Genomic DNA, 24206 nt, shown 5'->3' with positions numbered 1-24206 from the left:
GATTTCCCTCTCTCATTAAAAAGTGTTGACAAATACGTCTTGTCCGTCATATAATACTAAGAGTGAATTAAATAAGGTCTATGTGAAAGTAGAAGCACCCGCTTCTCGCCTGATCGACGCTTATTAGCAGTTGGCAGGCTAAAACAACTTTTCTTCTTTACCGAAGAATATGTGAAGTGTGGGTGCAGTATGTGTACCGACGCTTTTTTTATGGAAATAAAAATGTCGGATGCCGGACCTGATTTTCTCAAATATTTTTTGGAGGTGGCTTACGATTAGCAAAGGCGAAACATTAATTAATGAGCGAATTCGAGCACGCGAAGTCCGTTTAATTGGTGCAGATGGAGAACAGATTGGCGTAAAATCACGTCAGGAAGCTTTGAAGATTGCAGATCAGGCAAATCTTGACCTTGTATTAGTAGCTCCAAACGCAAAACCACCTGTTTGCCGAATTATGGATTATGGTAAATACCGTTTCGAGCAACAGAAGAAGGAAAAAGAAAAGCGTAAGAAGCAAAAGGTCATTAATGTTAAAGAGGTACGCTTAAGTCCTGCAATTGAAGAGCATGACTTCAACACCAAATTACGGAATGCCCGCAAATTCCTTCAAAAAGGTGATAAAGTGAAGGCGGCTGTTCGATTCCGCGGTCGTGCTATTACCCATAAAGAGCTTGGCCAAGAGGTTCTCGATCGTATGGCTGAGGAATGTAAAGATATTGCTACCCTTGAGACGAAGCCTAAAATGGAAGGTCGCAATATGTTTATGATGCTCGCACCTTTAAATGAAAAATAAGCTGGTCCAGCAGAGCAGTAATTAATCAAAGGAGGACACACATTATGCCTAAAATGAAAACCCATAAAGGTTCACAAAAACGTTTTAAGAAAACTGGTAATGGTAAAGTAAAACGTGCACATGCGTATACAAGTCACTTGTTTGCGAATAAATCCACAAAACAGAAGCGTAAATTGCGTAAATCCGCTCTTGTTTCTAGCAGTGATATGAAACGCATCAGCTCAATGCTACCTAAAAAGTAAGAAAAAACAACGATAGATAAGATTATTAGGAGGGAACAACTATGCCACGTGTAAAAGGCGGTACAGTAACACGCAGACGTCGTAAACGTGTTCTAAAGTTAGCGAAAGGTTATTATGGTTCAAAGCATGCACTATTCAAAACAGCAAAGCAGCAAGTAATGAAATCCGGTCAATATGCTTACCGTGACCGTAAACAAAGAAAACGTAATTTCCGTAAACTATGGATTGCCCGTATTAATGCTGCGGCTCGTATGAATGATATTTCTTATAGTCGCCTTATGCACGGTCTAAGAGAAGCTGGTATTGAAGTAAACCGTAAGATGCTTGCTGATCTTGCCGTAAATGATGAACAGGGCTTTGCTAACCTGGTTGCTAAAGCTAAAGACGCACTTAAATAATAACGGTTAAGAATGAGAAAGGCTGGCTTGATGCCAGTCTTTTTTCATGGTCTAGGAAATTATAAAATAAGCGATTTGTGGATAAGAAAAACAGGAGAGGCCACGTCCGGCTCCAGCGCCCAGCGACTAGCGAGACTTCCTTCACCTCCGTACGATAAGTCAACATCGACTCACAAGGTTCGTCGTGTTTCCTTTATCTCCTACGGCTCAGTCCAGTCCGTACGTCGCTAAACGGGCGCTTCCGCCTTTGTTCTGGTCCCAAATATCAGTTTTTGTTACAGCCTGGAAAGAAATTTTTTACGATTTTGAAAGAGGGAGAGAGCATTGCTTAAACAAGTTTTCATCATTTATCTGGTGTTGATGAATATTTTCGGATTTTTATCTATGGGTTGGGATAAACGGAAGTCCATGAAAGGAAAATGGCGTACCTCGGAGGCTAAGCTGTTTTTCATCGCCGTTATTGGTGGTGCGTTAGGAAGTACGATGGGGATGTATGTCTTTCGCCACAAAACAAAGAAATGGAGGTTCAGAGTGGGGTTCCCGCTTTTAACATTCTTAATAATAGCTGCACTTCTTTTTCTAACAACACTGTCATAAAGGCTCGTCTTATGTCATATACATAAAACAAACATCATCAGGGAAGGGGCTCCATCATGGAACAGCTTACTTCTTGGGTATTTACAATCGTAGAGTCCAGTGGAATGTTTGCTCCGGTACTATTTATTGGCATGCATTTATTAAGACCCCTTTTTTTCATGCCTGTAGCTTTCATTTGTATTTCTGGCGGGATATTGTTTGGAATGGTCTCGGGCACGATTTATTCGGTGATAGGCATTACTTTATCCAGTCTGTTCTTTTATCGTTTTCTCGTTTATATGCCCAAAACCTTTAAAAGGTTAATCAGATTGAAGGCTAAAATATTGGGAGAAAAAAGGCAGATTTCTAAAGGGCAGATTTTTCTGTTGCGTTTAATGCCCTTTATCCATTTTCATTTATTATCCCTTTGTATTTTGGAAATTTCACGGAATTATAAAGAGTATTTTAAGCTATCATTCCTATCTAATGTTCCGTTAGCCGTTGTCTATACAACGTTTGGTCAGTGGATTGCAAGCCTGTCTCCAATAATTATGGCAGCTGCTGTAATTGTTATTCTTCCGATGATTTACTTATTAAGACAAAAAGAGATTGTCGTCAGCTGGGAGGAATTTTTCCGTAAAGATCATCAAGTAAGCCAGGGATCCCCCTCCATGAACAGGGTTAGTTAGTATAAATAGAGAAATCCCCTTTGTCAGTGTTTGTTCTGAACAGGGGATTTCTGCTGTTTGCACAGTCACCTCCGCTTTTCGTTTAATCAAATATTTTTTTGATTGGGTGGCGCCATTCGACTTTTGCGTGGGGGTAGCGGATGAGAATTTCTTTTTCAATGAAATAGAGATCCTCCCGGGAAATCCCTACTAAACGATCAGGACTTCTGGTGCTTACCGATATGGTGACGACTTCAAAAGCATCCTCTGTGGTTCCTAAGTATTTCTCACCTTCAAATAAAGCTCCTTTATACGTAAGTAAAAAGTTCTTTTTTACATTTTCTTCATCATAGAAGTAAAAGGATTGATTTTCCTGAGCGATTTCAAGTTTACGTTTAGGATTTACGATATACTTATAAGCCGCATAGATAAAAAAGATAATAGCGAAAATGATCAATAAACGAAATAAAATGATGATCATGGTGAAATCGACTCCTACATATATAAATTTAGACCTGTTGATTATATTTGTTTACGACTGGTATGCAGATAAGGTTTCATTTTTGCTATAATTACATGAGAAATTTATCTTAAAAAGACTTAACCTCATCACTACATAAAAAGGAGATTGGAAGTATGAACTGGGATTTGTTATTTCAAATGCAAAATGAATTAGATCAGCGTATAAAAAAAGAACACAAGCTGGAAGATCAGAATATTGTTCAGGAAAAAATCCTGGCATTGCTTGTTGAAATTGGGGAGCTGGCCAATGAAACCAGATGCTTTAAGTTTTGGAGTAACAAAGGTCCGAATGATCAGGCGGTTATTCTTGAAGAGTATGTAGATGGCTTGCATTTTATCATTTCTCTTGGTCTTGAATTTGGATTTACCTATAATGGTCTACATGAAGGCGGACAAGCATTAGAATCCAGTACAACAGACCAGTTTCTTCTAGTTTACGAAAAGGCGATTACGTTTAAAAACGAGCAGAACCAGGAGCTTTATGACCAGTTGTTCGATTCCTTTCTGCGATTGGGAGAGGGTCTCGGCTTTGAGGAGGAAATGATTCAAAGGGCTTATGTTAATAAGAACGAAGTGAACCATCAGCGGCAGGATACAGGATATTAATCCTTCTATTTTGTTAAATGTATGAAAGACAGGTATAATAAGGAATGGATGTATACATATAAAGGAGGAGCAGACATATGGTAAAACTTGATGAAACACTGACCATGCTTAAAGATTTAACCGATGCAAAAGGGATTGCTGGTCATGAAAAAGAGCCAAGAGAAGTGATGCGTAAATACATAGCCCCATATGCTGACGAAGTATTCACCGATGGATTAGGCAGTCTGATCGCTAAAAAAACGGGCGATGAGAATGGCCCTAAAGTGATGGTTGCCGGCCACTTGGATGAAGTTGGTTTTATGGTTACCCGTATTGATGACGATGGATTTGTTTATTTCCAGACAGTGGGTGGCTGGTGGAGCCAGGTTATGCTTGCTCAACGCGTAACCATTTTAACGAAAAAAGGTGAAGTAACAGGCGTTATTGGTTCTAAACCTCCACATGTCCTTTCAGCTGAGGCAAGGAAAAAACCAATTGATATTAAGGATATGTTTATTGATATTGGAGCTTCCAGTAAAGAAGAAGCAGCTGAATTTGGTGTTGTCCCTGGTGATTCTGTAGTTCCATATTTTGATTTCACGGTTATGAACAATGAAAAGATGCTGCTGGCCAAGGCTTGGGATAATCGTATTGGTTTAGCTATTGCCATTGATGTATTAAAGCAGCTTAAAGAAGAAAAACACCCAAATGTAGTTTATGGTGTTGGAACGGTTCAGGAAGAAGTTGGACTTCGCGGAGCTAAAACTGCAACCCATGCTATTCAGCCTGATGTAGGCTTTGCAGTAGATGTGGGAATTGCTGGTGATACACCGGGTATTTCTGATAAAGATGCATCCAGTAAAATGGGGGATGGCCCGCAAATTATTTTATATGATGCATCGATGATTTCTCATAAGGGACTTCGTGATTTTGTTGTGGATACTGCTGATAAGAATAATATTCCTTATCAATTTGCTTCCATGGCAGGTGGCGGAACAGATTCAGGTTCCATTCATTTAACCGCTAACGGTGTCCCAGCCCTGTCCATTACCATTGCAACACGTTATATTCATACACATGCGGCCATGCTGCACCGTGATGATTTTGAAAATGCCGTGAAGCTGATTGTGGAGGTCATTAAAGGCCTAGACGCCGATACTGTAAAGGAAATCAAGTTTGACTAAGGATGTAAAAGCATGTGGTCTTTGTTTAAAAGATCATATGCTTTTTCCTTTTTGTTCTTCTTCAGGGTTAAGATGCTGAACAAATTATGATAGAAAGATGGTGGTTTGATTAGGAAATTATGGAAATGCGCTATATAAGGGGAGGCGAATATTTTGGAGGCAAAGGCAAAAACAAACAAAAGTTTATGGGGATGGATTGCTCCAATTAGGAGCACTTATTAATTTATTCACCTTATTTCCTGTTTGGATGGAGGACGTATTGTAACGGTTTTATCAACGAAAATCTGGCTGATTGGCCTGCTTATTCTGTTACCTGTTATTTTTATTTCGCCTGATCCGATTTTATTTTTAATTGTCATTTTCGGGGCTTTAAACTGGTGGGAGCGTTTTAAGGAAAGAGATCAAGTCAGTTTGTTATTGTCTGAACTCTCTATTTTAAATGAACTTGAGCATGATAGAAATCAGGCCTATGTACAGACAGATGAACGCAGTAATCAGATAAAAGTGCTGAGAATTCAGTTGTTAACCAAGCAGGAAGAAGTACAATCGTATTTTACAAAACAGCCGGAAAACGAAGAAAAATAAAATAAGCAAATTAAAGAAGTATGTGTTCAGCTTTCATGCACATACTTCTTTTTATAAGCCCAAACACCGACACTAGAACGTCCTGTTCGTCGTGGGAGGAAGGCCTAGCAAGGTGAGACCCTCAGTGCGATAGCATGAGGAGACTCACCAGCCGCCCGAACGCTCATTTTAGGTCATACTAATATTTATGGCACGACATACATCATAATTAAAGCGACAACTTATTACGAAACGAGGTTTCATTAAGATAAAATTTACTTTTATTGATTTTTCAACCCATCTTCAATTACCTGCAAAACATCCTCTTTTTCCGATTCATCGGCATTTTTCCAGTATACCTCAAAAATGACGCCCAGGCCTGGAAGGGTCTTTTCCTCTCCTCCCTGGATGGCATCAACAATGGTTGCCTCTAAATCATCAGCACTGTTACCTGAAATGTTGTGAAGGACAGCTTTTCGCAAATCTAAATCCATTTCGTAGTCACCTCATTTTTTTCAGCTTTGATAACCTTAGTTTGACCTTTTATTAGTAAAGTATGTATGATAAAGGGGATTCGTATGCAAAAGTACTGAAGATGCAGGTGAAAAATTCAATGATTGATTCTTTACAAAATAAAAAGGTGAAGTACTGGAACAAATTGAAAAGAAAAAAGGATCGCATGAAAAACGGTTCTTTTTTAATTGAAGGGGAGCATTTGCTGGAAGAGGCTATAAACAGCGATTGGACAGTTAAGGAAATCATTATCAAAAACGATTATGAGCGTTCTTTGCTTCAGACTGAGGCTATTCCTGTTACAGAAGTAAGTGAAAAAGTATTTACAACCCTGACAAGCACTGAAACCCCACAGGGAATTATGGCAGAAGTGGAAATGAAGCAATCCAAGGTACCTGAGAACGCCCGAAAGCTTGTGCTGCTGGATGCGATACAGGATCCAGGCAATCTGGGTACGATGATTCGAACGGCAGATGCCCTGGGATTCGATGGAATTATTTTAGGGAGAGGCTGTGTGGATCTGTTCAATGATAAGGTTATACGTTCCACCCAGGGTTCGTTTTTTCATCTTCCTATTTTGTTTAAGGACTTGTATTCAGAAATGGATGCTTTAAAAGAAGATGGATTTTCGATCTGGGCTACAGCATTACGGAATGCCGTGTCGATAGAAGAGCAGTCCGTACCGGAAAAGGTGGCAGTGATACTGGGCAATGAAGGGAATGGGGTACAGGCGAGCTTGTTGGAAAAGGCGGATCAAAGCGTCTACATTCCGATTAAAGGTGAAGCCGAATCTTTAAATGTTAGTATTGCTGCAGGAATTATGATGTACAAAATTCAACTCTAACTTGCAATTTTTTTGCTGATTTTCTATAATATCATCATAACTAAAGATGAGAAAAAGCGTGGAAAGAGTCCAGTAAATGATGACTAAGCGGCAGACAGGGAGAAATGCCACAGACTGAAAGCATTTTTGCCGCCTCATGATTGAAATTTCGCTCTGGAGCTGACACCAGGACCTTGCTTGATGCAAGTAAAGGTGTACCGGTTTATCCGTTATGAAAATGAAGTGGGCATACAGAATACGTATGTCAACGAGGGTGGTAACACGGAATGTAGAGTCTCGTCCCTTTTTAAAGGGGTGGGGCTTTTTTTAATGCGCTGGCCACGTCCGGCTCCAGCGCCCAGCGACTAGCGAGACTTCCTTCACCTCCGTACGATAAGTCAACATCGACTCACAAAGTTCGTCGTGTTTCCTTTATCTCCTACGGCTCAGTCCAGTCCGTACGTCGCTAAACGGGCGCTTCCGCCTTTGTTCACCGTCTCATTGTTTAAAGCAAATAAAGGAGGATGGAAAATGAAAGAACGTCTTGAGGAACTAAAACAGGAGGCTTTAACGAAGATTGCTGAAGCTGGCGATACCAGACAGCTGCAGGAAGTCCGCGTTTCCTATCTGGGAAAGAAGGGCCCAATCACTGAGGTACTACGAGGAATGGGAAAGCTGCCGAAAGAAGAGCGACCGGTGATTGGTCAGCTGGCAAATGAGGTTCGTGAAGTCATCTCCAAGGAATTAGATACAAAACAGGAGCAGTTGGAACAGAAGGCACTTGAAGCGCAGTTAGCAGAGGAATCCATCGATGTTACCCTGCCAGGCTATTCCCAGCCTACAGGAGGCCCTCATCTTCTGACAAAGCTGATTGAGGATATTGAGGATTTGTTTATTGGAATGGGCTTTGAAGTAGCAGAAGGCCCTGAAGTTGAACAGGATTATTATAACTTTGAGGCGCTTAATCTGCCTAAAGGACATCCGGCCCGTGATATGCAGGACTCCTTCTACATTACTGAGGAGCTGTTAATGCGCACCCATACGTCCCCTGTTCAGGCCAGAACAATGGAGAAGCATGAAGGCAGAGGACCCGTTAAGATTATTTGCCCTGGTAAGGTTTATCGACGGGATACGGATGATGCTACCCATTCCCACCAATTTACACAAATTGAAGGTTTGTATGTGGATGAAAATGTCCGAATGAGTGACTTGAAGGGTGTTCTAAATTCCTTTGCTAAGCAGGTGTTTGGCCAGAACCGCGAAATTCGTCTGCGTCCTAGCTTTTTCCCTTTCACAGAACCATCTGTAGAGATGGACATTTCCTGTAAAATGTGCCATGGAGAGGGATGCTCAGTCTGTAAGCATTCCGGATGGATTGAAATTTTAGGAGCAGGTATGGTTCATCCAAATGTTTTACGTATGGCTGGTTTCGATCCTGAGAAGTATTCCGGATTTGCATTCGGAATGGGACCTGAGCGAATTGCCATGTTGAAATATGGAATTGAGGATATCAGACATTTCTATACCAATGATGTTCGTTTCTTAAAACAATTCCATCAAGCATAAAGGAGGAAATGGAAAATGCTTTTATCATTAAATTGGTTAAAACAATATGTAGATCTTGATGATATATCTCCGGACGACCTGGCTGAGAAAATTACCAAAGGCGGAATTGAAGTCGATGGTGTTGAAAAGCTTGGGGAAGGGTTAAAAAATATCGTTGTTGGGTATGTGAAATCATGTGAACAGCATCCCGATGCAGATAAACTCAATGTGTGCCAGGTCGATGTTGGCGAAGAAGAATTACAAATCATCTGTGGTGCACCGAATGTTGCGGCAGGCCAGAAAGTAGTCGTTGCCAAGCCAGGTGCGAGACTTCCAGGCGGCATGAAAATTAAAAAGACGAAGCTTCGTGGAGAAGTATCCAATGGTATGATTTGTTCCCTGCAGGAGCTTGGAGTCGAGCAGAAATTTGTTCAAAAAGAATTTGAGGATGGTATTTTTGTCCTTCCTGAAGATGCGGAAACAGGTAGTGATGCTGTTGATTTGCTTAATCTAAACGATACCATTTTAGACTTAGATATTACACCGAATCGGGCAGACAGCTTCAGCATGATTGGGATGGCTTATGAAGTGGCAGCCATTTTAGATAAAGATCTGCATCTGCCGGACGTGAAAGCAGAGCGAACGGATGAAAGTGCTGCTGACTATGTACAGGTGAAGGTTGAGGACCCTGATTTGAACCCTTACTATGGGGCCTATGTAGTCAAAAATATACAGATTGGGCCTTCTCCATTATGGATGAGAAATCGCCTGATCGCTGCAGGAATCCGTCCGATAAATAACGTAGTCGATATTACTAACTATGTATTGATGGAATACGGGCAGCCGCTGCACGCTTTTGATTTGGACCGCTTCAATTCCAGTGAAGTAGTTGTCAGAAGAGCACGTAAAGGAGAAACCATGACTACCCTGGATGGTGAAGAGCGGGATTTACAGGAGGACCACCTTCTTATTACAAATGGTAAGGAAGGAATGGCCCTTGCCGGTGTTATGGGCGGTGCTGATTCTGAGGTGAAGGATGACACCACTACAGTCTTAGTAGAAGCGGCTTACTTCAACCCACTAACTGTACGAAAATCTTCTAAAGATCATGGTCTTCGCAGTGAATCAAGTATTCGATTTGAACGCGGGGTAGACCCTGAACGTGTAAAAGAAGCAGGACTTCGTGCGTGTCAGCTGATGGAGCAATATGCTGGCGGAGAAGTTTTATCAGGCATCGCAGAGTTTGATGAGCAGAAAATTGAACAATCCATTGTTGAATTTGATGCAGAAACCATCAATAGCCGGCTTGGAACGGATATTTCAGTGGATGAGATGAAGCATATCCTGCATCGTTTGCGTTTTTCATTTGAAGAAAAGGATGCCCATTTTACGGTTTACGCACCATCAAGACGTGGAGACATTCAGATTGTTGAAGATATGCTGGAGGAAATTGCCCGGATTTATGGCTATGATAATCTTCCTTATACACTCCCTGAAGGAGCGTCAAATGCAGGCGGCCTAACGAAAAAGCAGAAATTGAAACGTAGTATACATCGCTACATGCAAAGTGCCGGATTAAATGAAGCCATGACCTATTCCTTAACACGGGAAGAAAACACAGCTAAATTTATGGATCAAACCATTCGTGCACAAGAGCCAAAAGCTGTGAAGCTGGCGATGCCAATGAGTGAAGCCCATAGCCATCTACGGTTAAGTATTTTGCCTGAGCTGTTATCAAGTCTTCAATATAATTTAGCTCGACGTCAGCAGGATGTGGCCCTTTATGAATTAGGAGCCATTTATGTGAATACAGAAGAAAACCTTTCAAAGCAGCCAGATGAACAGCTTCGTCTGAGTGCTGCCATTACCGGTACATGGGTAAACCAGCAATGGCAAAAAGAAGTCAAAGCGGTAGACTTTTATGTGCTGAAAGGTGTAGCAGAAGGATTGCTGGACACCCTTCATATTCAGAATGCTTCATTTGAACCTCTGAAAATGGAGGAGATGCATCCGGGAAGAACTGCGGCGATATCGGTTAACGGTGAACATGTCGGCTTTATTGGTCAGATTCACCCTGCTGTGCAAAAAGAGATGGACCTGACAGACACGTATGTTTTTGATCTGGATGCTGATCGGTTATTAGAAATCACCATGGAGAATGAAGAATCCTATGAGCCTATTCCACGTTATCCATCCGTTACACAGGATCTGGCTTTTGTTGTTGATGAAGATACACTTGCAAGACATATGATGGATGTCATTGAACAGGCTGGTCAGCCATATTTGAAGGATATTCAGGTATTTGATATTTATCAGGGTGAACATATGGAAGAAGGAAAGAAATCCATTGCCTTTAACGTAAGGTTCCAGGACCCGGAGGCTACCCTGAAAGATGAACAAGTAGAGAAAGCGCGAAAACAAATTGTTGATGCCGTTGAAAATAGCTTCCAGGCAGAACTGAGAGGTTAGTCATAATTGAGAATGGTCCTGTTAAGGGGGAGATATCCCTTAACAGGACCATTTTTTTGATAGCTCATAAATTCACTTCATTCGTCAGATACTATCCTACATATAAAACATATAAAGAAACGATGGTGGATATGAAACGGAGCATGAGTCGGAATGCTGTGCCTTATCATATTTTAGTAACGATACATTTCATTCAGTTATTCTTTAGCTTCTACAAATATAAGAACAAAAAGCAACTTTTTATTCTCCTGCTTTCCAGTGCTGGTTTAGCCTGTTTATTTGAATTTTTGATCTTAAATTATTTGAGAGCTTATCAATATAAACCGAAACTTTTAAAGAATCCCTATCATGACAATGTTTTAGGCGGAATTCTCTCACAGGTGGTTTATATCCCATTTACCGCTGTTACTGGGAAAAGCCTTTACATGGCATAAACACTTCAAAGTGGAACCCTTATATTCAATGATTCTTTCCTTTATTTGTTCTGTATTCATTAAGTTCTTTAAAGGGACATTAACAGGCTATTTATCATCCTTCTTTGCTTTAAAAGTCCTGGATTACGGGATGAAGCAATTTCACATGTTTCAATTAATCAAAGATAAAGGATATCATCACATTTATCATCTGTTTGTTATTCTTATGACAAATTATTATTATCGCATGATATACAAGTAACCCAAAGATGATATATGCTTTAAAATTCACTGAAGAATGTTTGCAGGAGATTAATTCTGACTGATGAATAGACCCCATAGACTTGTCTGCAAAGCAGCTGTCATGGGGTTTCTTTCAATAGTCTTAACAGTTCACTTCCTTTTTCTTTGTTCATTTTTTAGTTTCAGTATTTGTTCTGCTTTTTGATAATTGGAAAAGTGAACTTTGGAATATTGATCAAGAGCCTGTTTTCCTCGACTTCGTATGATTTTCGCCGCCTGCTCATCTACTTTTTTACTGGCTCCTTTTTGAAGCTGGAAACCGACTTCACCGGATAGACGATCCATTTCCTTTACAAACTTGGCACGGGCAATAATCGATGCGGCTGCGACTGCGATGGAATGACTTTCAGCTTTGGTAATAAAATGAATTTTGTCAGGCATACGTTTTTGTTCAGACTTTAAATGGCGTTCAAACACGCTTGGCTGGCAAAACTGGTCAACGAGGATTCCATCCAGGGAGTTTGTACCTGTTCTATCTTTAACCTTCATGATTGCATGGTAGTGAAGCATAGCCTTCATTTTCCCCTGCGTCCATCCCTTTTGCTGCAGACGGTTATATTTCTCGTTATGTAAGACCATTAAACTATAAGGGATTTCAGCTAATTTGATTTGTTTGGCAATCTCCTGAATTTTATCATCGGACATGGCCTTTGAATCCTTAACCCCTAATTCCTTTAATAAGGGGATTTTTGACTCGGCTACATAAGCCGCAGCCGCTGTTAATGGACCAAAGAAGTCACCTGAGCCTGCTTCATCTGAGCCGATGTGACTCTGATTCACAAATGAAGGGGGCGTTGCATGGGATTGATTCTGGCTGTGCTGATTTTTATCAGGGGAATGCCCCCATTTCATAGCCTCAGATTCATGGCTTTTCCCTTGAAATAAAACTTTTCCGGATTTGTATGCAGTGATGGAACATCCGTTTACTTTGGCAGCAAAAAGGGTATGTACAGGGGGATTGGACTTTAACTGACCTTTATAATATTCTTCCATTTTCTTTAAAACCTCTTTGGAAGCTTTTATTACACTTTGTGACATATATTGAATCTCCTTTCGCTATCAGTCAGGGGTAACTTCCCTTGTTGAAGTCTCACTATATCACGTTAAAACGAACTGTATTTCTCCTCGAAGGCAATAGGGAGGAGAAACAGTTCGTAATGCCCTGATAAGTTTCGCTATCAATCAAGGGTTCCCCTTGATTGAAGTCTCACTATAGTATATCAAATGAAATCATTCTGCATATTCTTTTATTGTTTGATTTCCATCTATGAAAATTCGTGTTAATATAATTTTTAGGATGTTATATAAGGGGGCTTTGTAAGTGTCTCATTCAGATCAGAATAGAACAACCGTATACATTCTTAATAGAAAATATACAATTGTTGGTGATGAACCTCCTCATCACATAGAGCATGTAGCAGATTTAGTTGATCAGAAAATGAAGGAAATTCAGGAAAACAATCCGCGGCTGGATACAGCAAAACTGGCTGTGTTAACGGCGGTAAATACGATGAATGAATACATACAATTACAAGAGGAATATCGATTGCTAACGGAGCAAACGAGAAGAGGGGAACGGAGAAAAAATGGTTGACATCATACTTCTGGCTGTTTTGCTGGTTGGATTACTTGTAGGCCTCAAACGGGGATTTATCATGCAGGTGATGCATCTGACCGGTTTTATTATAGCCTTTATCATCGCTGCACTATACTATGACGAACTGGCACCAATTCTTACAATGTGGATTCCTTATCCTGATTTTGGACAGGAGGGCTTCGGGGCATTTTTTGACAATATGCCTTTGGAAACAGCCTTTTATAATGGAATAGCCTTTGTTATTTTGTTTTTTATTGTAAAAATTGTTTTACAGATTATCGCAAATATGCTCGATTTCATAGCCGAACTCCCTATTTTACATAGTGTTAATGGCCTTCTGGGAGCTGTACTGGGATTTTTCGAGACGTATTTTATTTTGTTTATACTTCTTTATTTTTCAGCACTTATTCCCATTGATTTTATTCAGCAATATGTGGGTGATTCATCTATTGCTCAATTTATGATCGAACATACACCGTTATTCTCTGAGCAGATTACGAATTTATGGGATAACCATATCTCTGAGGCTTTCTAAACTTCTCCTAATTTGAGAGAAGTTTTTTCTTTACTGGACACGATAAAAGTAGGTGATAAAAATGAATGTGAATAAAAAACAGGTTATTCAATTGCTTGAAAAGATTGCTGTGTATCTTGAATTAAAAGCAGAAAATCCGTTTAAAATTTCAGCCTATCGAAAAGCGGCACAGGCTTTAGAATCAGACGATCGTTCCCTATCAGAAATAGATGATTTTACAAAAATGAAAGGGATTGGCAAGGGAACGGCTGCAGTTATTCAGGAGTTCGTTGAAAATGGTCAATCTGAAACATTGAGGCAGCTTGAAGCGGATGTTCCTCCTGGCCTTATTCCGCTTTTGGATTTACAAGGGCTTGGAGGCAAAAAGCTTGCCAAGCTGTATCAGGAGCTGGACGTTGTCGATGCCCCATCCTTAAAAGAAGCATGTGAGAGTGGAAAAGTAGAAGGACTAAGTGGGTTTGGAAAGAAAACGGCAGAAAAAATACTGAAGGCTTTGGAGGATCACTCCAAAAGACCTGAAAGATTACCGATCGTGTTTATGCTTCCTATTGTGGAAAGGATAGAGGACGAGCTGGCGTCTTTCGGGCATATCATTCAATTTTCACGAGCCGGCAGTATTCGCAGATATAAAGAAACCATTAAAGATTTAGACTTTATCATCGCAACAAATCATCCTGAAAAAGTGAAGGAACAGCTGCTAAAGCTGGATCATATTGAGCATGTGGAGGCTGCGGGTACAACAAAGATAACCGTCATTTTAAATGAGGGCTATGAGGTATCTGTAGATTTCAGACTTGTTGAACCTCAGGAATTTGCAACCACTCTGCACCATTTCACCGGTTCTAAGGATCATAATGTTTCCATGCGTCAGTTAGCTAAGGAACAAAATGAAAAAATCAATGAATATGGCGTGGAGAATGTTGAAACAGGTGAGATTATCACCTTCGATAGTGAAGAGGAATTCTTCCATCATTTTGGTCTGGAATTCATACCCCCGGAGCTTCGTGAGAATACCGGTGAAATTGAAGAAGCCCGTGCGCCTCTTACCCTGATTTCCCAGGATGATATCCAGGGGGATTTGCATATGCACACAACCTGGAGCGACGGTGCCCAGTCCCTGGAGGAAATGGTAATCAGGGCGAGAGAAAAGGAGTATTCCTATATTGCTATTACCGACCACTCAAAATATTTGCGAGTTGCAAATGGACTAAACGAAGAACGGCTGCGGAAACAAAGAGAGGAAATCAATCGTGTGAATGAAAAATATGATGATATTCATGTGTTCGCAGGGATCGAAATGGATATTTTGCCGGACGGGACATTGGATTTTTCCGAGGATTTCCTGAAAGAAATGGATTTTGTTATTGCTTCCATTCACTCGAGCTTCACACAATCCAAAGACAGAATTATGCAGCGACTGAAAAATGCCATGGATTGCCCTTATGTAAATATAATTGCCCACCCAACAGGTAGATTGATTGGCAAAAGGTCCGGATATGAAGTAGACTATGAAGAGCTTATTCAATATGCAAAAAAGACAAATACAGCTTTGGAATTAAACGCGAATCCCAACCGGCTTGATCTGGCCTGGAACTGGCTGATGAAAGCACAGGAGGAGGGTGTCCGTATTGCAATTAATACAGATGCCCACAGCTATACTATGCTTGAGGATATGTCGATTGGAGTAAGCTTTGCAAGAAAAGGAAAACTAAAGCCGGAAACGGTATTAAATACATGGTCAACGGAAGAATTAGCTCAATTTCTTTCGGACGGAAAAACGTTAAAGGAGTAAATGGCAACATGAATGAAAGAGTCTTGAAAACACTTGAGTTCGATAAAATCAAAGAGCAGCTCATAGGCTTTGCCGGATCGTCCCTGGGAAAAGAAGAGGCATCGAAGCTTTACCCGTCGAATCAACTCCCGGAGGCTCAAAGATGGCAGGAGGAAACAGATGAAGCCAGACAGGTTTTACGGCTGAAAGGGCAAATCCCCCTGGGTGGAATTTTTGATATCCGCCCCCATGTGAAACGGGCAAATATCGGGGGTATTCTAACAGCTTTTGAATGTCTGGATGTCGCCAGTACGATGAGAGCCGGCAAAATCCTTAAGCAATTTATAGCAGATATTGAAGAGGAGGAGCTTGCCCTCCCAATTCTTAGAGAACGAACAGAGCAGATTGTTGTTTTGAACGAACTGGAGCGAAATATTAAGTCCTGTATTGATGATCATGGCCATGTCATGGATGGAGCAAGTGAAAAGCTGCGGTCAATCCGCTCCAAAATCCGCTCTCATGAAAACAGTGTCAGAGACCGCCTGGAACAATATACAAAATCAAAAAGTAAGATGCTGTCAGATGCTATCGTTACGATTCGTAATGATCGTTATGTGCTGCCGGTTAAACAGGAATATCGGGGTTCATTTGGCGGCATTGTCCACGACCAGTCATCTTCCGGTGCAACTTTATTTATTGAACCGCAATCAGTCGTAGAATCAAATAATAAATTGCAGGCGGCAAAGGTGGAAGAGAAACAGGAAATTGAAAAGATTCTCCAGGAATTATCAGCTCAGATTGCAGAGGACCAGGGATTTATCTTACAGAATACCGAGGTTTTACAGAAAATGGACTTCCTGGCAGCAAAGGCGAAGTTCAGTAAAGAAATGGATGCGGCTAAACCCGCGATGAATGATCAGGGTTATATAAAAATGAGGCAGGCACGCCATCCCCTCATTGATTCGGATGAAGTTGTTCCAAATGATGTGGAAATTGGCAAGGAATACACCTCCATAGTTATTACAGGCCCTAATACGGGAGGAAAAACCGTTACTTTAAAAATGATTGGCCTATGTACCCTTATGGCTCAATCGGGTTTACAGGTCCCTGCTTTAGATGGCTGTGAATTGGCTGTGTTTGATGATGTATTTGCGGATATCGGCGATGAACAATCCATAGAGCAGAGCTTAAGTACCTTCTCCTCTCATATGACCAATATTGTTGAGATACTAAAAGGTGTGCATGAAAAGACTCTTGTCCTGTTTGATGAGCTTGGAGCCGGGACTGACCCGCAGGAAGGGGCGGGACTGGCAATGGCTATTTTAGATGAAGTAATCTCCAGAAGAGCAAGAGTCATAGCAACTACTCACTATCCTGAATTAAAGGCGTACGGATTTAATCGGGAAGGAGTTATGAATGCGTCTGTCGAATTTGATGTAAAAACCCTGCGTCCTACCTACCGATTATTATTAGGTGTTCCAGGACGAAGCAATGCGTTTGAAATTTCCAGACGACTTGGTTTAGAAGAAAAGGTCATTAACCAGGCTAAATCTCTGACTGGACAGGATTCACAGAGTGTGGAAAATATGATTGCCTCACTTGAAGAAGCTCGTAAAAAAGCGGATGAAGACTATGAACAGGCAGAAGAAATCCTGAAAGAATCCTATCAGCTCAGAAAAGAGTTAGAAGAAAAATGGCGTCAATTTGAACAGCGAAAAGAAAAGCTCCTGGAAAAGGCGGAACAAAAAGCAGAAAAGGAAGTAAAGAGGGCAAGAAAAGAAGCCGAAGAAATCATAGATAAATTACAAAATATGAAAAACAGTGCTGAAATTAAAGAGCATGAATTAATTGATGCGAAAAAGCAGCTATCAGAAGCGAATGTGAATTTAACAGGCAGTCATCAGAAGCAGGAAATCGAACAGAAGGATACGAAAGAGCTTGAGCCGGGAGATGAGGTAAAGGTTAAATCCTTGAACCAGCAGGGATCCATTGTTGAAAAGATCAGTGAAAAGGAATATCAGGTTCAGCTTGGAATGATGAAGGTGAAGGCAAAACGGGAGAACCTTGTGTTCATTAAACGTCCGGAGCCACCTAAAGAGGAAAAGCCGACAACCAGTGTGAAGGGCCGAACCTACCACGTAAAAACAGAGCTTGATTTACGCGGAAAACGCTATGAGGATGCCTTACAGGAATTAGAGAAATATGTAGATAACGCCTTGCTGGCAGGCTATCCCCGGGTTTCCATTATTCATGGTAAAGGGACAGGTGCCTTACGTAAGGGTGTACAGAAATTTGCAGAACGCCATCCATCCATTACAGACCAGCGTTTAGGCGGAATGAGTGAAGGTGGATCAGGTGTTACCGTGCTGGAACTTGGATAGCGAGGGATGAGGAGGACACCTATTATGTTTTGGGAAAATCCATTAGTGGAAACAGCAGCCAGCTACAGTGTAGTCATACTATGTTTAATTGTTTTCATGGCTGTTTTTGAGTTAGTAACCCAATATAATAACTGGAAAGAAATCAAACAAGGGAATTTTTCGGTTGCCATGGCAACTGGAGGGAAGATGTTCGGGATTGTAAATATCTTTCGCTTTTCAATTGAACATAATGACTCCCTGGCTGAAAGTATCGGCTGGGGAATCTACGGTTTTGTTCTGCTATTAATCGGATATTTTATTTATGAGTTTTTAACCCCAACATTTAAAATCGATGAAGAAATTAAAAATGACAATCGGGCCGTCGGATTTATTTCCCTAATTATATCAGTCGGTTTATCTTTTGTTGTGGGAGCAAATATCATTTAAGGAGAGGCAAGGATGAAACAATTAGCCATCGTATTAATGATTGTGGGGATAATCTTTCTTGCAGTAGGTGTTGTATACCTCGTAACTGCCTAAAGATCTGTCAGTTAAAAATAGGTATAAGGAGATGAGATACCAAACGCGGGTTTGTGTATCTCTTTTTTAATGAAAATATTTTAAATTATCTTGCAATTTGTATATAATAGGAGTTGGAGATTAAAAAAGGAGGTTTTTAAATGGGGAAGGATACTAAGTTATGGTATCAGCATTATCCGGAGGAAATAGCTCCATCTATTGATTATGACGAAAAACCACTCCATGAATTTCTTCAGAACACCACGGAAAAGTACCCAAATCTGCAAGCGCTTCATTTTATGGGGAAAGAATTAACCTTCCATCAGCTATTGTTTCAGACAGAAAAAACAGCGAATTATTTACAGGGATTAGGGTTACAAAAAGGGGATCGTGTAGCCATTATGCTGCCGAATACACCCCAGTCAGTCATTGGCTATTATGCAGCGATGATGGCCGGAGCAATTGTTGTTCAGACGAATCCGCTTTATACGGAAAGAGAGCTCGAATACCAGTTAAAAGATTCCGGAGCCAAGATGATTATCTGTCTGGACGTTCTGTTCCCAAGAGTAAAAAAGGTGAAGGATAAAACAGATGTAGAGCATATCATTGTAACAGGAATAAAAGACTATCTTCCATTTCCTAAGAACATGGCTTATCCATTTATCCAGAAAAAAGAGTATGGAAAATTTGAAAAGCCTGCTCATAACAGCTATGGAGGTCATGTACATCAATGGGGAAATATATTAAAAGAGGCAGGACGCGATGTCAAAAAAGTGGAGATAGATCCAAAAGAGGATATTGCCCTGCTCCAATATACTGGAGGAACCACCGGATATCCTAAAGGTGTAATGCTTACCCACTTTAATTTAGTTGCTAATACACAAATGTCACAGCAATGGATGTATAAAATTAAGGAGGGTGAAGATATAACCCTGGGCGTGCTTCCATTTTTCCATGTCTACGGGATGACTGCCGTTATGAACTTATCCATCATGATGGCAACAAAAATGATTTTAATCCCGCAATTTAAAGCTGAGGAAATTTTGAAGACGATTGAAAAAGAAAAACCAACCTTGTTTCCAGGTGCGCCAACCATATACATTGGTCTGTTGAATCATCCCAAGCTTAAGGATTATGATGTATCATCGATCAAAGCCTGCATTAGTGGTTCAGCCCCTTTACCTGTAGAAGTACAGGAGCAATTTGAAAAAGAAACAGGCGGAAAACTGGTAGAAGGCTATGGGTTAACGGAATCCTCCCCTGTTACTCACGCAAATCTTCTTTGGGATAAGCGTGTCAATGGAAGTATTGGACTCCCGTGGCCTGATACGGATGCGAAAATTTTTGACAGTGCAGACAATATGGAAGAAATGAAGATAAATGAAGTTGGCGAACTGGCTGTAAAAGGTCCTCAGGTTATGAAGGGCTATTGGAATCGTCCGGAAGAAACCAATCAGGTATTAAAGGATGGCTGGCTGTTCACTGGAGATATGGGCTATATGGATGAAGAAGGCTTTTTCTATATCGTTGACCGTAAGAAGGATATGATTATCGCGGGCGGTTATAACATTTATCCACGTGAGGTTGAGGAAGTGTTATATGAACATGAAGCCGTACAGGAAGCTACCGTTGCAGGGATTCCTGATCCATACCGGGGAGAAACGGTAAAAGCTTATGTTGTCATAAAAGAAGGAAGCGGGGTAACCGAAGAGGAATTGGATAAGTTCTGCCGGAAAAACCTTGCTGCCTATAAAGTGCCGCGAATATATGAGTTCAGGGATGAATTGCCAAAAACTGCAGTTGGAAAAATCTTAAGGAGACAATTAGTTGAAGAAGATAAAGCAAAAGCAAAGCAGGAAAAACAACAGTCCATTTAGAATGAACCATACCTTTACAGAAATATTCCCCTTATTATTGACATGGAAATCAAATGCAATTAAAATGTAGTTAAAATGAATGACTATTCATTCAGTTTTTTGAAAAGTGTTTGTAATTCTAGTAATATTACGTTGAAATCACATGCACTTTTCTTAAATGAAGGAGAACATTATGAAAAAAAACAAACCAAAGTACAAACAAATCATTGATGCAGCAGTAGAAGTTATAGCTGAAAATGGCTATCATGCTTCACAGGTTTCCAAAATCGCTAAAAAAGCAGGAGTAGCCGATGGAACAATCTACTTATATTTTCGAAACAAGGAAGATATTTTGGTTTCCTTGTTTCAGGAGAAAATGGGAAATTTCATTGAAAGGATTAAAGAGGATACGGAGCAAAAGTCTAATGCTGATGAAAAGCTTCGTACCCTTATTGAAATGCATTTCAGCCGCTTAGCTAATAATTATCATCTGGCTGTTGTAACGCAGCTGGAGCTAAGGCAATCCAATAAAGACCTTCGTCAGAAAATTAATGAAGTTTTAAAAGGATATCTGGCTGTCATTGACGAAATACTTAAAGAAGGCATTGAAGAAGGCCTCTTTCATCCCGAATTAAATATTAAGCTCGTACGCCAGATGATTTTTGGCACATTAGACGAGGTTGTTACGAATTGGGTGATGAAGGAAGAGAAATATGATCTTATTTCACAGGCAGATGCTGTACACTATCTAATTACGAATGGATTAAAAAAATAGCAAGAGGGGGCGGAAATGGTGGATTATTTATCTTATCAGAAAGATGGGAATAAAGGATTTATTACCTTTAATAGTCCACCTGCAAATGCCCTTTCCTCAAAGCTTTTGGAGGAGCTGTCACAGACTTTGGATCAGATTGAGGAAGATCCAAAAGTAAAGGCAGTTATCATTCGTGGGGAAGGGAAATTCTTTTCTGCAGGTGCTGACATTAAAGAATTTACACAAGTAAAAACAGCAGAGGACCATGCTTCATTAGCCAGAAATGGTCAAAGTATCTTTCATCGAATTGAACACTTTCACGTTCCGGTTATTGCCTCGATTCATGGGGCAGCCTTAGGGGGAGGTCTGGAATTAGCCATGGCCTGTCATCTCCGGGTTGTTACGAAAAATGCAAAATTAGGGCTGCCGGAAACAACGCTTGGCATTATTCCTGGTTTTGCAGGAACCCAGCGCTTACCACGCTATGTTGGTTTACCTAAAGCTTATGAAATGATTTTAACAGGTACACCAATTAGTGGCGAAGAAGCGGTTCAGTGGCAGCTGGCCAATGATGCGGTTTCTGAAGAGGAATTAGAGTCATATACAGAGAACCTGGTTAATAGAATGGTAGACAAAAGTAGGCCATCTGTTCAGGCTGTCATGAAATTATTACCTTACGCACATACCTCTCAATTTCAGGGAGGGGTTGAAGAAGAAGCGAAGCAATTTGGACAGATTTTCGGAACAGATGATGCTCAAGAAGGAATTCAGGCCTTTATTGAAAAAAGGAAGCCCAATTTTAAAGATTAATAGATTAGAGGAGGTAATCATATGAACATTTATGTATTAATGAAAAGAACTTTTGACACAGAAGAGAAAATCATTATTGAGGATGGACGAATCGATGATGAAGGTGCTGAATACATTATCAATCCTTATGATGAGTATGCCATTGAAGAGGCCATCCAGCTGCGTGATGAACATGATGGAGAAGTCACCGTAGTAACGATTGGTGGCGAAGATGCAGAAAAGCAGCTGCGTACTGCACTTGCTATGGGCGCAGATAAAGCTGTTCTTATTAATACAGAAGAAGATGTTGAGGAAAGTGACCAGTACACAACAGTTAAGGTTCTGGAAGCATTTTTTGATGACAAAGATGCTGACATTATACTTGCCGGTAATGTCGCTATCGATCAGGCAAGTGGTCAGGTTGGCCCACGCTTAGCAGAACGTTTGGATATCCCATATGTGACAACGATTACAAATCTGGAAATTGACGGAGAAACCGCTCATATAGAACGGGATGTTGAAGGAGATGTGGAAAAAGTAGATGCACCGGTTCCATTGCTTGTCACCTGCCAGCAGGGGTTAAATGAACCACGATACCCATCTCTGCCTGGTATTATGAAAGCAAAGAAAAAGCCTTTAGAGGAATTGGAGCTTGATGATTTAGACCTGGATGAAGATGATGTAGAAGCGAAAACAAAAACTATTGAAGTATTTCTCCCTCCTGAAAAGGAAGCAGGCAGAATACTTGAGGGTGAAATAGATGACCAGGTGAAAGAATTAGTAGATCTGTTAAGTAATGACGCGAAAGTGATATAAGAGAATTGAAAACTGAACATCTTCGGAAAGGGGAATAAATAATGAGTAAAAATATCCTTGTATTTGGTGAAGTTCGTGATGGTGAGCTTCGTAATGTTTCGTTTGAAGCGATTGCATTCGCCCGTAAAATCAGTGAAGACGGTGAAATTACAGCCGCTGTTTTTGGCAAAGATGGTTTAGATGAAGCTGCGAATGAAATGATTTACCATGGTGCAGATCGTGCTGTAACGGTGCAAGATGAAAAATTAGAAACGTATACTTCTGAAGGATATGCCCAGGCTGCTTTGGCAGTCATTGACGACGAGAATCCAGATGGTATTGTAATGGGTCATACATCTGCAGGAAAGGATTTAACACCAAAGTTGGCAAGCAAGCTTGAAAGCGGTTTAGTATCAGATGTAACAGATATCGAAGTAACTGGGGATAATGTTGTTTTTACCAGACCTATTTATTCAGGGAAGGCTTTTGAGAAGAAAATTGTGACAGATGGTATGATTTTTGCTACCATCCGTCCTAATAATATTGCAGCGCTTGACCGGGATGACAGCAGAAGCGGAGATGTGTCAAGCAAGGACGTGGAAATTAAAGATCTCCGTACTGTAATAAAAGAAGTGTTGCGTAAAACGACAGATGGAGTCGACCTTTCTGAGGCCAAAGTAGTTGTATCAGGTGGACGTGGCGTAAAAAGTAAAGAAGGCTTTGAACCGCTGCAGGAGCTTGCAGATGTACTGGGCGGTGCAGTAGGTGCTTCTCGTGGTGCATGTGATGCAGATTATTGTGATTACTCCCTGCAAATTGGTCAGACAGGAAAAGTTGTAACCCCGGATTTATATATCGCATGTGGAATTTCCGGAGCTATTCAGCATCTGGCCGGGATGTCCAACTCCAAAGTTATTGTAGCGATTAACAAGGATCCGGAAGCCAACATTTTTAACGTAGCTGACTATGGAATCGTAGGCGATCTGTTCGATGTGGTTCCTAAATTAACAGAGGAAATCAAAAATCTAAAAGTGAATGCATAATTTGTATGCCAGGAGCCTTTCTTAAAGGTTTCTGGCATTGTAATATGATTTTTACCTGACAAAAAACAATGGAAAAACAGAAAAACAGCTGTCATAAAAAGGTGTATGAGCAATATTTTTATGGAAATAGTAATAACAAACAAACCATTGGCAATGATTAGTTACTAGGTGATATACTTACAAATGAATGAAATAAGCTTCACTAGGAGGAATGAAAAATGGCAATTGCACATGCAAATGACCAGAGCTTCGGTCAGGAAACTTCAGAAGGGCTCGTACTCGCAGATTTTTGGGCAACCTGGTGCGGACCTTGCAAAATGATTGCACCTGTCTTGGAGGAATTGGACAGTGAAATGTCTGAAAAAGTAAAAATCGTAAAATTAGATGTAGATGAAAACCAGGAAACTGCTCAGAAATATGGAGTAATGAGTATTCCTACTTTGCTTCTTTTTAAAGATGGAGAAGTTGTTGACCAGGTTGTAGGCTATCAACCTAAAGAAGCACTAGTTGAACTTGTAAATAAACATGCATCTTAATCTGATATAAACAGAGAACTGTCCCTTGTCATTTTTGTGAATGACAGGGGATT

Annotated in this window: 26 protein-coding genes and 2 other annotated features; of the genes, 23 read left to right on the top strand and 3 right to left on the bottom strand. The window is 40.6% G+C overall.

Annotated elements, in window-relative coordinates; translation table 11 throughout:
• The first annotated feature begins 80 nt into the window (after positions 1–80).
• Positions 81–215 (top strand) — a sequence feature (ribosomal protein L20 leader region).
• 14 nt (positions 216–229) lie between these two features.
• From infC to ACZ5OK_RS12390, 5 genes are all read left to right on the top strand, one after another.
• Positions 230–793, top strand: coding sequence for a translation initiation factor IF-3 (gene infC, locus ACZ5OK_RS12410; protein WP_343837458.1), 564 nt, complete (start codon positions 230–232; stop codon positions 791–793).
• A gap of 44 nt (positions 794–837) precedes the next feature.
• Entirely contained in the window at positions 838–1035 is a 198-nt protein-coding gene (rpmI, locus tag ACZ5OK_RS12405) for a 50S ribosomal protein L35 (protein WP_044158495.1), read from the top strand.
• Positions 1036–1076: 41 nt separating this feature from the next.
• Positions 1077–1433 carry a 50S ribosomal protein L20 gene (gene rplT, locus ACZ5OK_RS12400; RefSeq protein ID WP_044158494.1) on the top strand — a complete coding sequence of 119 codons (357 nt, stop codon included), beginning with the start codon at positions 1077–1079 and terminating at the stop codon, positions 1431–1433.
• 324 nt (positions 1434–1757) lie between these two features.
• A complete protein-coding gene (locus ACZ5OK_RS12395; protein WP_425542179.1) occupies positions 1758–2030 on the top strand; it encodes a DUF1294 domain-containing protein in 273 nt (90 codons plus the stop codon).
• 56 nt (positions 2031–2086) lie between these two features.
• Positions 2087–2698, top strand: coding sequence for a TVP38/TMEM64 family protein (locus ACZ5OK_RS12390; RefSeq protein WP_343837455.1), 612 nt, complete (start codon positions 2087–2089; stop codon positions 2696–2698).
• 82 nt (positions 2699–2780) lie between these two features.
• Here the strand turns inward: ACZ5OK_RS12390 and ACZ5OK_RS12385 are convergent, their stop codons facing one another.
• Positions 2781–3158 carry a sigma-w pathway protein ysdB gene (locus ACZ5OK_RS12385; protein WP_343837453.1) on the bottom strand — a complete coding sequence of 126 codons (378 nt, stop codon included), beginning with the start codon at positions 3156–3158 and terminating at the stop codon, positions 2781–2783.
• Positions 3159–3313: 155 nt separating this feature from the next.
• On the opposite strand from ACZ5OK_RS12385, the gene ACZ5OK_RS12380 reads away from it, so the two are divergent.
• From ACZ5OK_RS12380 to ACZ5OK_RS12370, 3 genes are all read left to right on the top strand, one after another.
• Positions 3314–3805 carry a dUTP diphosphatase gene (locus tag ACZ5OK_RS12380; protein ID WP_343837451.1) on the top strand — a complete coding sequence of 164 codons (492 nt, stop codon included), beginning with the start codon at positions 3314–3316 and terminating at the stop codon, positions 3803–3805.
• Positions 3806–3882: 77 nt separating this feature from the next.
• Positions 3883–4968, top strand: coding sequence for a M42 family metallopeptidase (locus ACZ5OK_RS12375; protein ID WP_343837449.1), 1086 nt, complete (start codon positions 3883–3885; stop codon positions 4966–4968).
• Between the two features lie 243 nt (positions 4969–5211).
• Entirely contained in the window at positions 5212–5553 is a 342-nt protein-coding gene (locus ACZ5OK_RS12370; RefSeq protein ID WP_343837446.1) for a hypothetical protein, read from the top strand.
• 260 nt (positions 5554–5813) lie between these two features.
• Here the strand turns inward: ACZ5OK_RS12370 and sspI are convergent, their stop codons facing one another.
• Positions 5814–6026, bottom strand: coding sequence for a small acid-soluble spore protein SspI (gene sspI / locus ACZ5OK_RS12365; RefSeq protein WP_343837444.1), 213 nt, complete (start codon positions 6024–6026; stop codon positions 5814–5816).
• A 119-nt stretch (positions 6027–6145) separates the two neighbouring features.
• On the opposite strand from sspI, the gene ACZ5OK_RS12360 reads away from it, so the two are divergent.
• From ACZ5OK_RS12360 to ACZ5OK_RS12345, 4 genes are all read left to right on the top strand, one after another.
• Positions 6146–6889 carry a TrmH family RNA methyltransferase gene (locus tag ACZ5OK_RS12360; protein WP_343837441.1) on the top strand — a complete coding sequence of 248 codons (744 nt, stop codon included), beginning with the start codon at positions 6146–6148 and terminating at the stop codon, positions 6887–6889.
• Between the two features lie 50 nt (positions 6890–6939).
• Positions 6940–7176 (top strand) — a binding site (T-box leader).
• Between the two features lie 223 nt (positions 7177–7399).
• Positions 7400–8434 carry a phenylalanine--tRNA ligase subunit alpha gene (gene pheS, locus ACZ5OK_RS12355; RefSeq protein WP_343837439.1) on the top strand — a complete coding sequence of 345 codons (1035 nt, stop codon included), beginning with the start codon at positions 7400–7402 and terminating at the stop codon, positions 8432–8434.
• 15 nt (positions 8435–8449) lie between these two features.
• On the top strand, positions 8450–10882 hold the full coding sequence (gene pheT, locus ACZ5OK_RS12350; protein WP_343837437.1) for a phenylalanine--tRNA ligase subunit beta: 2433 nt from the start codon (positions 8450–8452) through the stop codon (positions 10880–10882).
• Positions 10883–11326: 444 nt separating this feature from the next.
• Complete coding sequence (locus ACZ5OK_RS12345) at positions 11327–11557, top strand: hypothetical protein (protein WP_464758195.1); 231 nt, start codon at positions 11327–11329, stop codon at positions 11555–11557.
• Positions 11558–11688: 131 nt separating this feature from the next.
• Here the strand turns inward: ACZ5OK_RS12345 and rnhC are convergent, their stop codons facing one another.
• Positions 11689–12636, bottom strand: a complete 948-nt coding sequence (gene rnhC, locus ACZ5OK_RS12340) for a ribonuclease HIII (RefSeq protein ID WP_343837434.1) — start codon at positions 12634–12636, stop codon at positions 11689–11691.
• Positions 12637–12919: 283 nt separating this feature from the next.
• On the opposite strand from rnhC, the gene zapA reads away from it, so the two are divergent.
• The 11 genes from zapA (at position 12920) to trxA (ending at position 24153) form a co-directional block, all read left to right on the top strand.
• Positions 12920–13192, top strand: coding sequence for a cell division protein ZapA (gene zapA, locus ACZ5OK_RS12335; RefSeq protein WP_044158476.1), 273 nt, complete (start codon positions 12920–12922; stop codon positions 13190–13192).
• Positions 13185–13730 (top strand): CvpA family protein, encoded by a 546-nt coding sequence (locus tag ACZ5OK_RS12330; RefSeq protein WP_343837430.1) that lies wholly within the window; start codon positions 13185–13187, stop codon positions 13728–13730. The genes zapA and ACZ5OK_RS12330 overlap by 8 nt, the downstream gene beginning before the upstream one ends.
• Positions 13731–13791: 61 nt before the next feature.
• Complete coding sequence (polX, locus tag ACZ5OK_RS12325) at positions 13792–15522, top strand: DNA polymerase/3'-5' exonuclease PolX (protein WP_343837428.1); 1731 nt, start codon at positions 13792–13794, stop codon at positions 15520–15522.
• Positions 15523–15530: 8 nt separating this feature from the next.
• Positions 15531–17882: an endonuclease MutS2 gene (locus tag ACZ5OK_RS12320; RefSeq protein WP_343837424.1), complete on the top strand. Its 2352-nt coding sequence runs from the start codon at positions 15531–15533 to the stop codon at positions 17880–17882.
• A gap of 24 nt (positions 17883–17906) precedes the next feature.
• Positions 17907–18308 carry a DUF350 domain-containing protein gene (locus tag ACZ5OK_RS12315; protein ID WP_343837422.1) on the top strand — a complete coding sequence of 134 codons (402 nt, stop codon included), beginning with the start codon at positions 17907–17909 and terminating at the stop codon, positions 18306–18308.
• A gap of 233 nt (positions 18309–18541) precedes the next feature.
• A complete protein-coding gene (locus ACZ5OK_RS12310; protein WP_343837420.1) occupies positions 18542–20257 on the top strand; it encodes a long-chain-fatty-acid--CoA ligase in 1716 nt (571 codons plus the stop codon).
• A 172-nt stretch (positions 20258–20429) separates the two neighbouring features.
• Positions 20430–21011 carry a TetR/AcrR family transcriptional regulator gene (locus ACZ5OK_RS12305; protein ID WP_343837418.1) on the top strand — a complete coding sequence of 194 codons (582 nt, stop codon included), beginning with the start codon at positions 20430–20432 and terminating at the stop codon, positions 21009–21011.
• Between the two features lie 18 nt (positions 21012–21029).
• Positions 21030–21800 carry an enoyl-CoA hydratase gene (locus ACZ5OK_RS12300; RefSeq protein ID WP_425542178.1) on the top strand — a complete coding sequence of 257 codons (771 nt, stop codon included), beginning with the start codon at positions 21030–21032 and terminating at the stop codon, positions 21798–21800.
• 21 nt (positions 21801–21821) lie between these two features.
• Positions 21822–22595 carry an electron transfer flavoprotein subunit beta/FixA family protein gene (locus ACZ5OK_RS12295; RefSeq protein ID WP_343837414.1) on the top strand — a complete coding sequence of 258 codons (774 nt, stop codon included), beginning with the start codon at positions 21822–21824 and terminating at the stop codon, positions 22593–22595.
• Between the two features lie 41 nt (positions 22596–22636).
• Positions 22637–23617: an electron transfer flavoprotein subunit alpha/FixB family protein gene (locus ACZ5OK_RS12290; protein WP_343837412.1), complete on the top strand. Its 981-nt coding sequence runs from the start codon at positions 22637–22639 to the stop codon at positions 23615–23617.
• A 218-nt stretch (positions 23618–23835) separates the two neighbouring features.
• Positions 23836–24153, top strand: coding sequence for a thioredoxin (gene trxA, locus ACZ5OK_RS12285; protein ID WP_044158457.1), 318 nt, complete (start codon positions 23836–23838; stop codon positions 24151–24153).
• Positions 24154–24206 lie beyond the last annotated feature (53 nt).

The organism is Salinibacillus aidingensis, from assembly GCF_055393355.1.
The sequence above is the reverse complement of the archived record's forward strand: the minus strand, read 5'-3'. Positions and strand labels throughout refer to the sequence as shown.

Excerpts from the sequence above, each read along its gene's own strand:
- infC (WP_343837458.1), top strand. The coding sequence starts at position 230 with ATGCCGGACCTGATTTTCTCAAATATTTTTTGGAGGTGGCTTACGATT.
- rpmI (WP_044158495.1), top strand. The coding sequence starts at position 838 with ATGCCTAAAATGAAAACCCATAAAGGTTCACAAAAACGTTTTAAGAAA.
- rplT (WP_044158494.1), top strand. The coding sequence starts at position 1,077 with ATGCCACGTGTAAAAGGCGGTACAGTAACACGCAGACGTCGTAAACGT.
- ACZ5OK_RS12390 (WP_343837455.1), top strand. The coding sequence starts at position 2,087 with ATGGAACAGCTTACTTCTTGGGTATTTACAATCGTAGAGTCCAGTGGA.
- ACZ5OK_RS12385 (WP_343837453.1), bottom strand. The coding sequence starts at position 3,158 with ATGATCATCATTTTATTTCGTTTATTGATCATTTTCGCTATTATCTTT.
- ACZ5OK_RS12380 (WP_343837451.1), top strand. The coding sequence starts at position 3,314 with ATGAACTGGGATTTGTTATTTCAAATGCAAAATGAATTAGATCAGCGT.
- ACZ5OK_RS12375 (WP_343837449.1), top strand. The coding sequence starts at position 3,883 with ATGGTAAAACTTGATGAAACACTGACCATGCTTAAAGATTTAACCGAT.
- sspI (WP_343837444.1), bottom strand. The coding sequence starts at position 6,026 with ATGGATTTAGATTTGCGAAAAGCTGTCCTTCACAACATTTCAGGTAAC.
- ACZ5OK_RS12360 (WP_343837441.1), top strand. The coding sequence starts at position 6,146 with ATGATTGATTCTTTACAAAATAAAAAGGTGAAGTACTGGAACAAATTG.
- pheS (WP_343837439.1), top strand. The coding sequence starts at position 7,400 with ATGAAAGAACGTCTTGAGGAACTAAAACAGGAGGCTTTAACGAAGATT.
- pheT (WP_343837437.1), top strand. The coding sequence starts at position 8,450 with ATGCTTTTATCATTAAATTGGTTAAAACAATATGTAGATCTTGATGAT.
- rnhC (WP_343837434.1), bottom strand. The coding sequence starts at position 12,636 with ATGTCACAAAGTGTAATAAAAGCTTCCAAAGAGGTTTTAAAGAAAATG.
- ACZ5OK_RS12330 (WP_343837430.1), top strand. The coding sequence starts at position 13,185 with ATGGTTGACATCATACTTCTGGCTGTTTTGCTGGTTGGATTACTTGTA.
- polX (WP_343837428.1), top strand. The coding sequence starts at position 13,792 with ATGAATGTGAATAAAAAACAGGTTATTCAATTGCTTGAAAAGATTGCT.
- ACZ5OK_RS12320 (WP_343837424.1), top strand. The coding sequence starts at position 15,531 with ATGAATGAAAGAGTCTTGAAAACACTTGAGTTCGATAAAATCAAAGAG.
- ACZ5OK_RS12315 (WP_343837422.1), top strand. The coding sequence starts at position 17,907 with ATGTTTTGGGAAAATCCATTAGTGGAAACAGCAGCCAGCTACAGTGTA.
- ACZ5OK_RS12310 (WP_343837420.1), top strand. The coding sequence starts at position 18,542 with ATGGGGAAGGATACTAAGTTATGGTATCAGCATTATCCGGAGGAAATA.
- ACZ5OK_RS12305 (WP_343837418.1), top strand. The coding sequence starts at position 20,430 with ATGAAAAAAAACAAACCAAAGTACAAACAAATCATTGATGCAGCAGTA.
- ACZ5OK_RS12295 (WP_343837414.1), top strand. The coding sequence starts at position 21,822 with ATGAACATTTATGTATTAATGAAAAGAACTTTTGACACAGAAGAGAAA.
- ACZ5OK_RS12290 (WP_343837412.1), top strand. The coding sequence starts at position 22,637 with ATGAGTAAAAATATCCTTGTATTTGGTGAAGTTCGTGATGGTGAGCTT.
- trxA (WP_044158457.1), top strand. The coding sequence starts at position 23,836 with ATGGCAATTGCACATGCAAATGACCAGAGCTTCGGTCAGGAAACTTCA.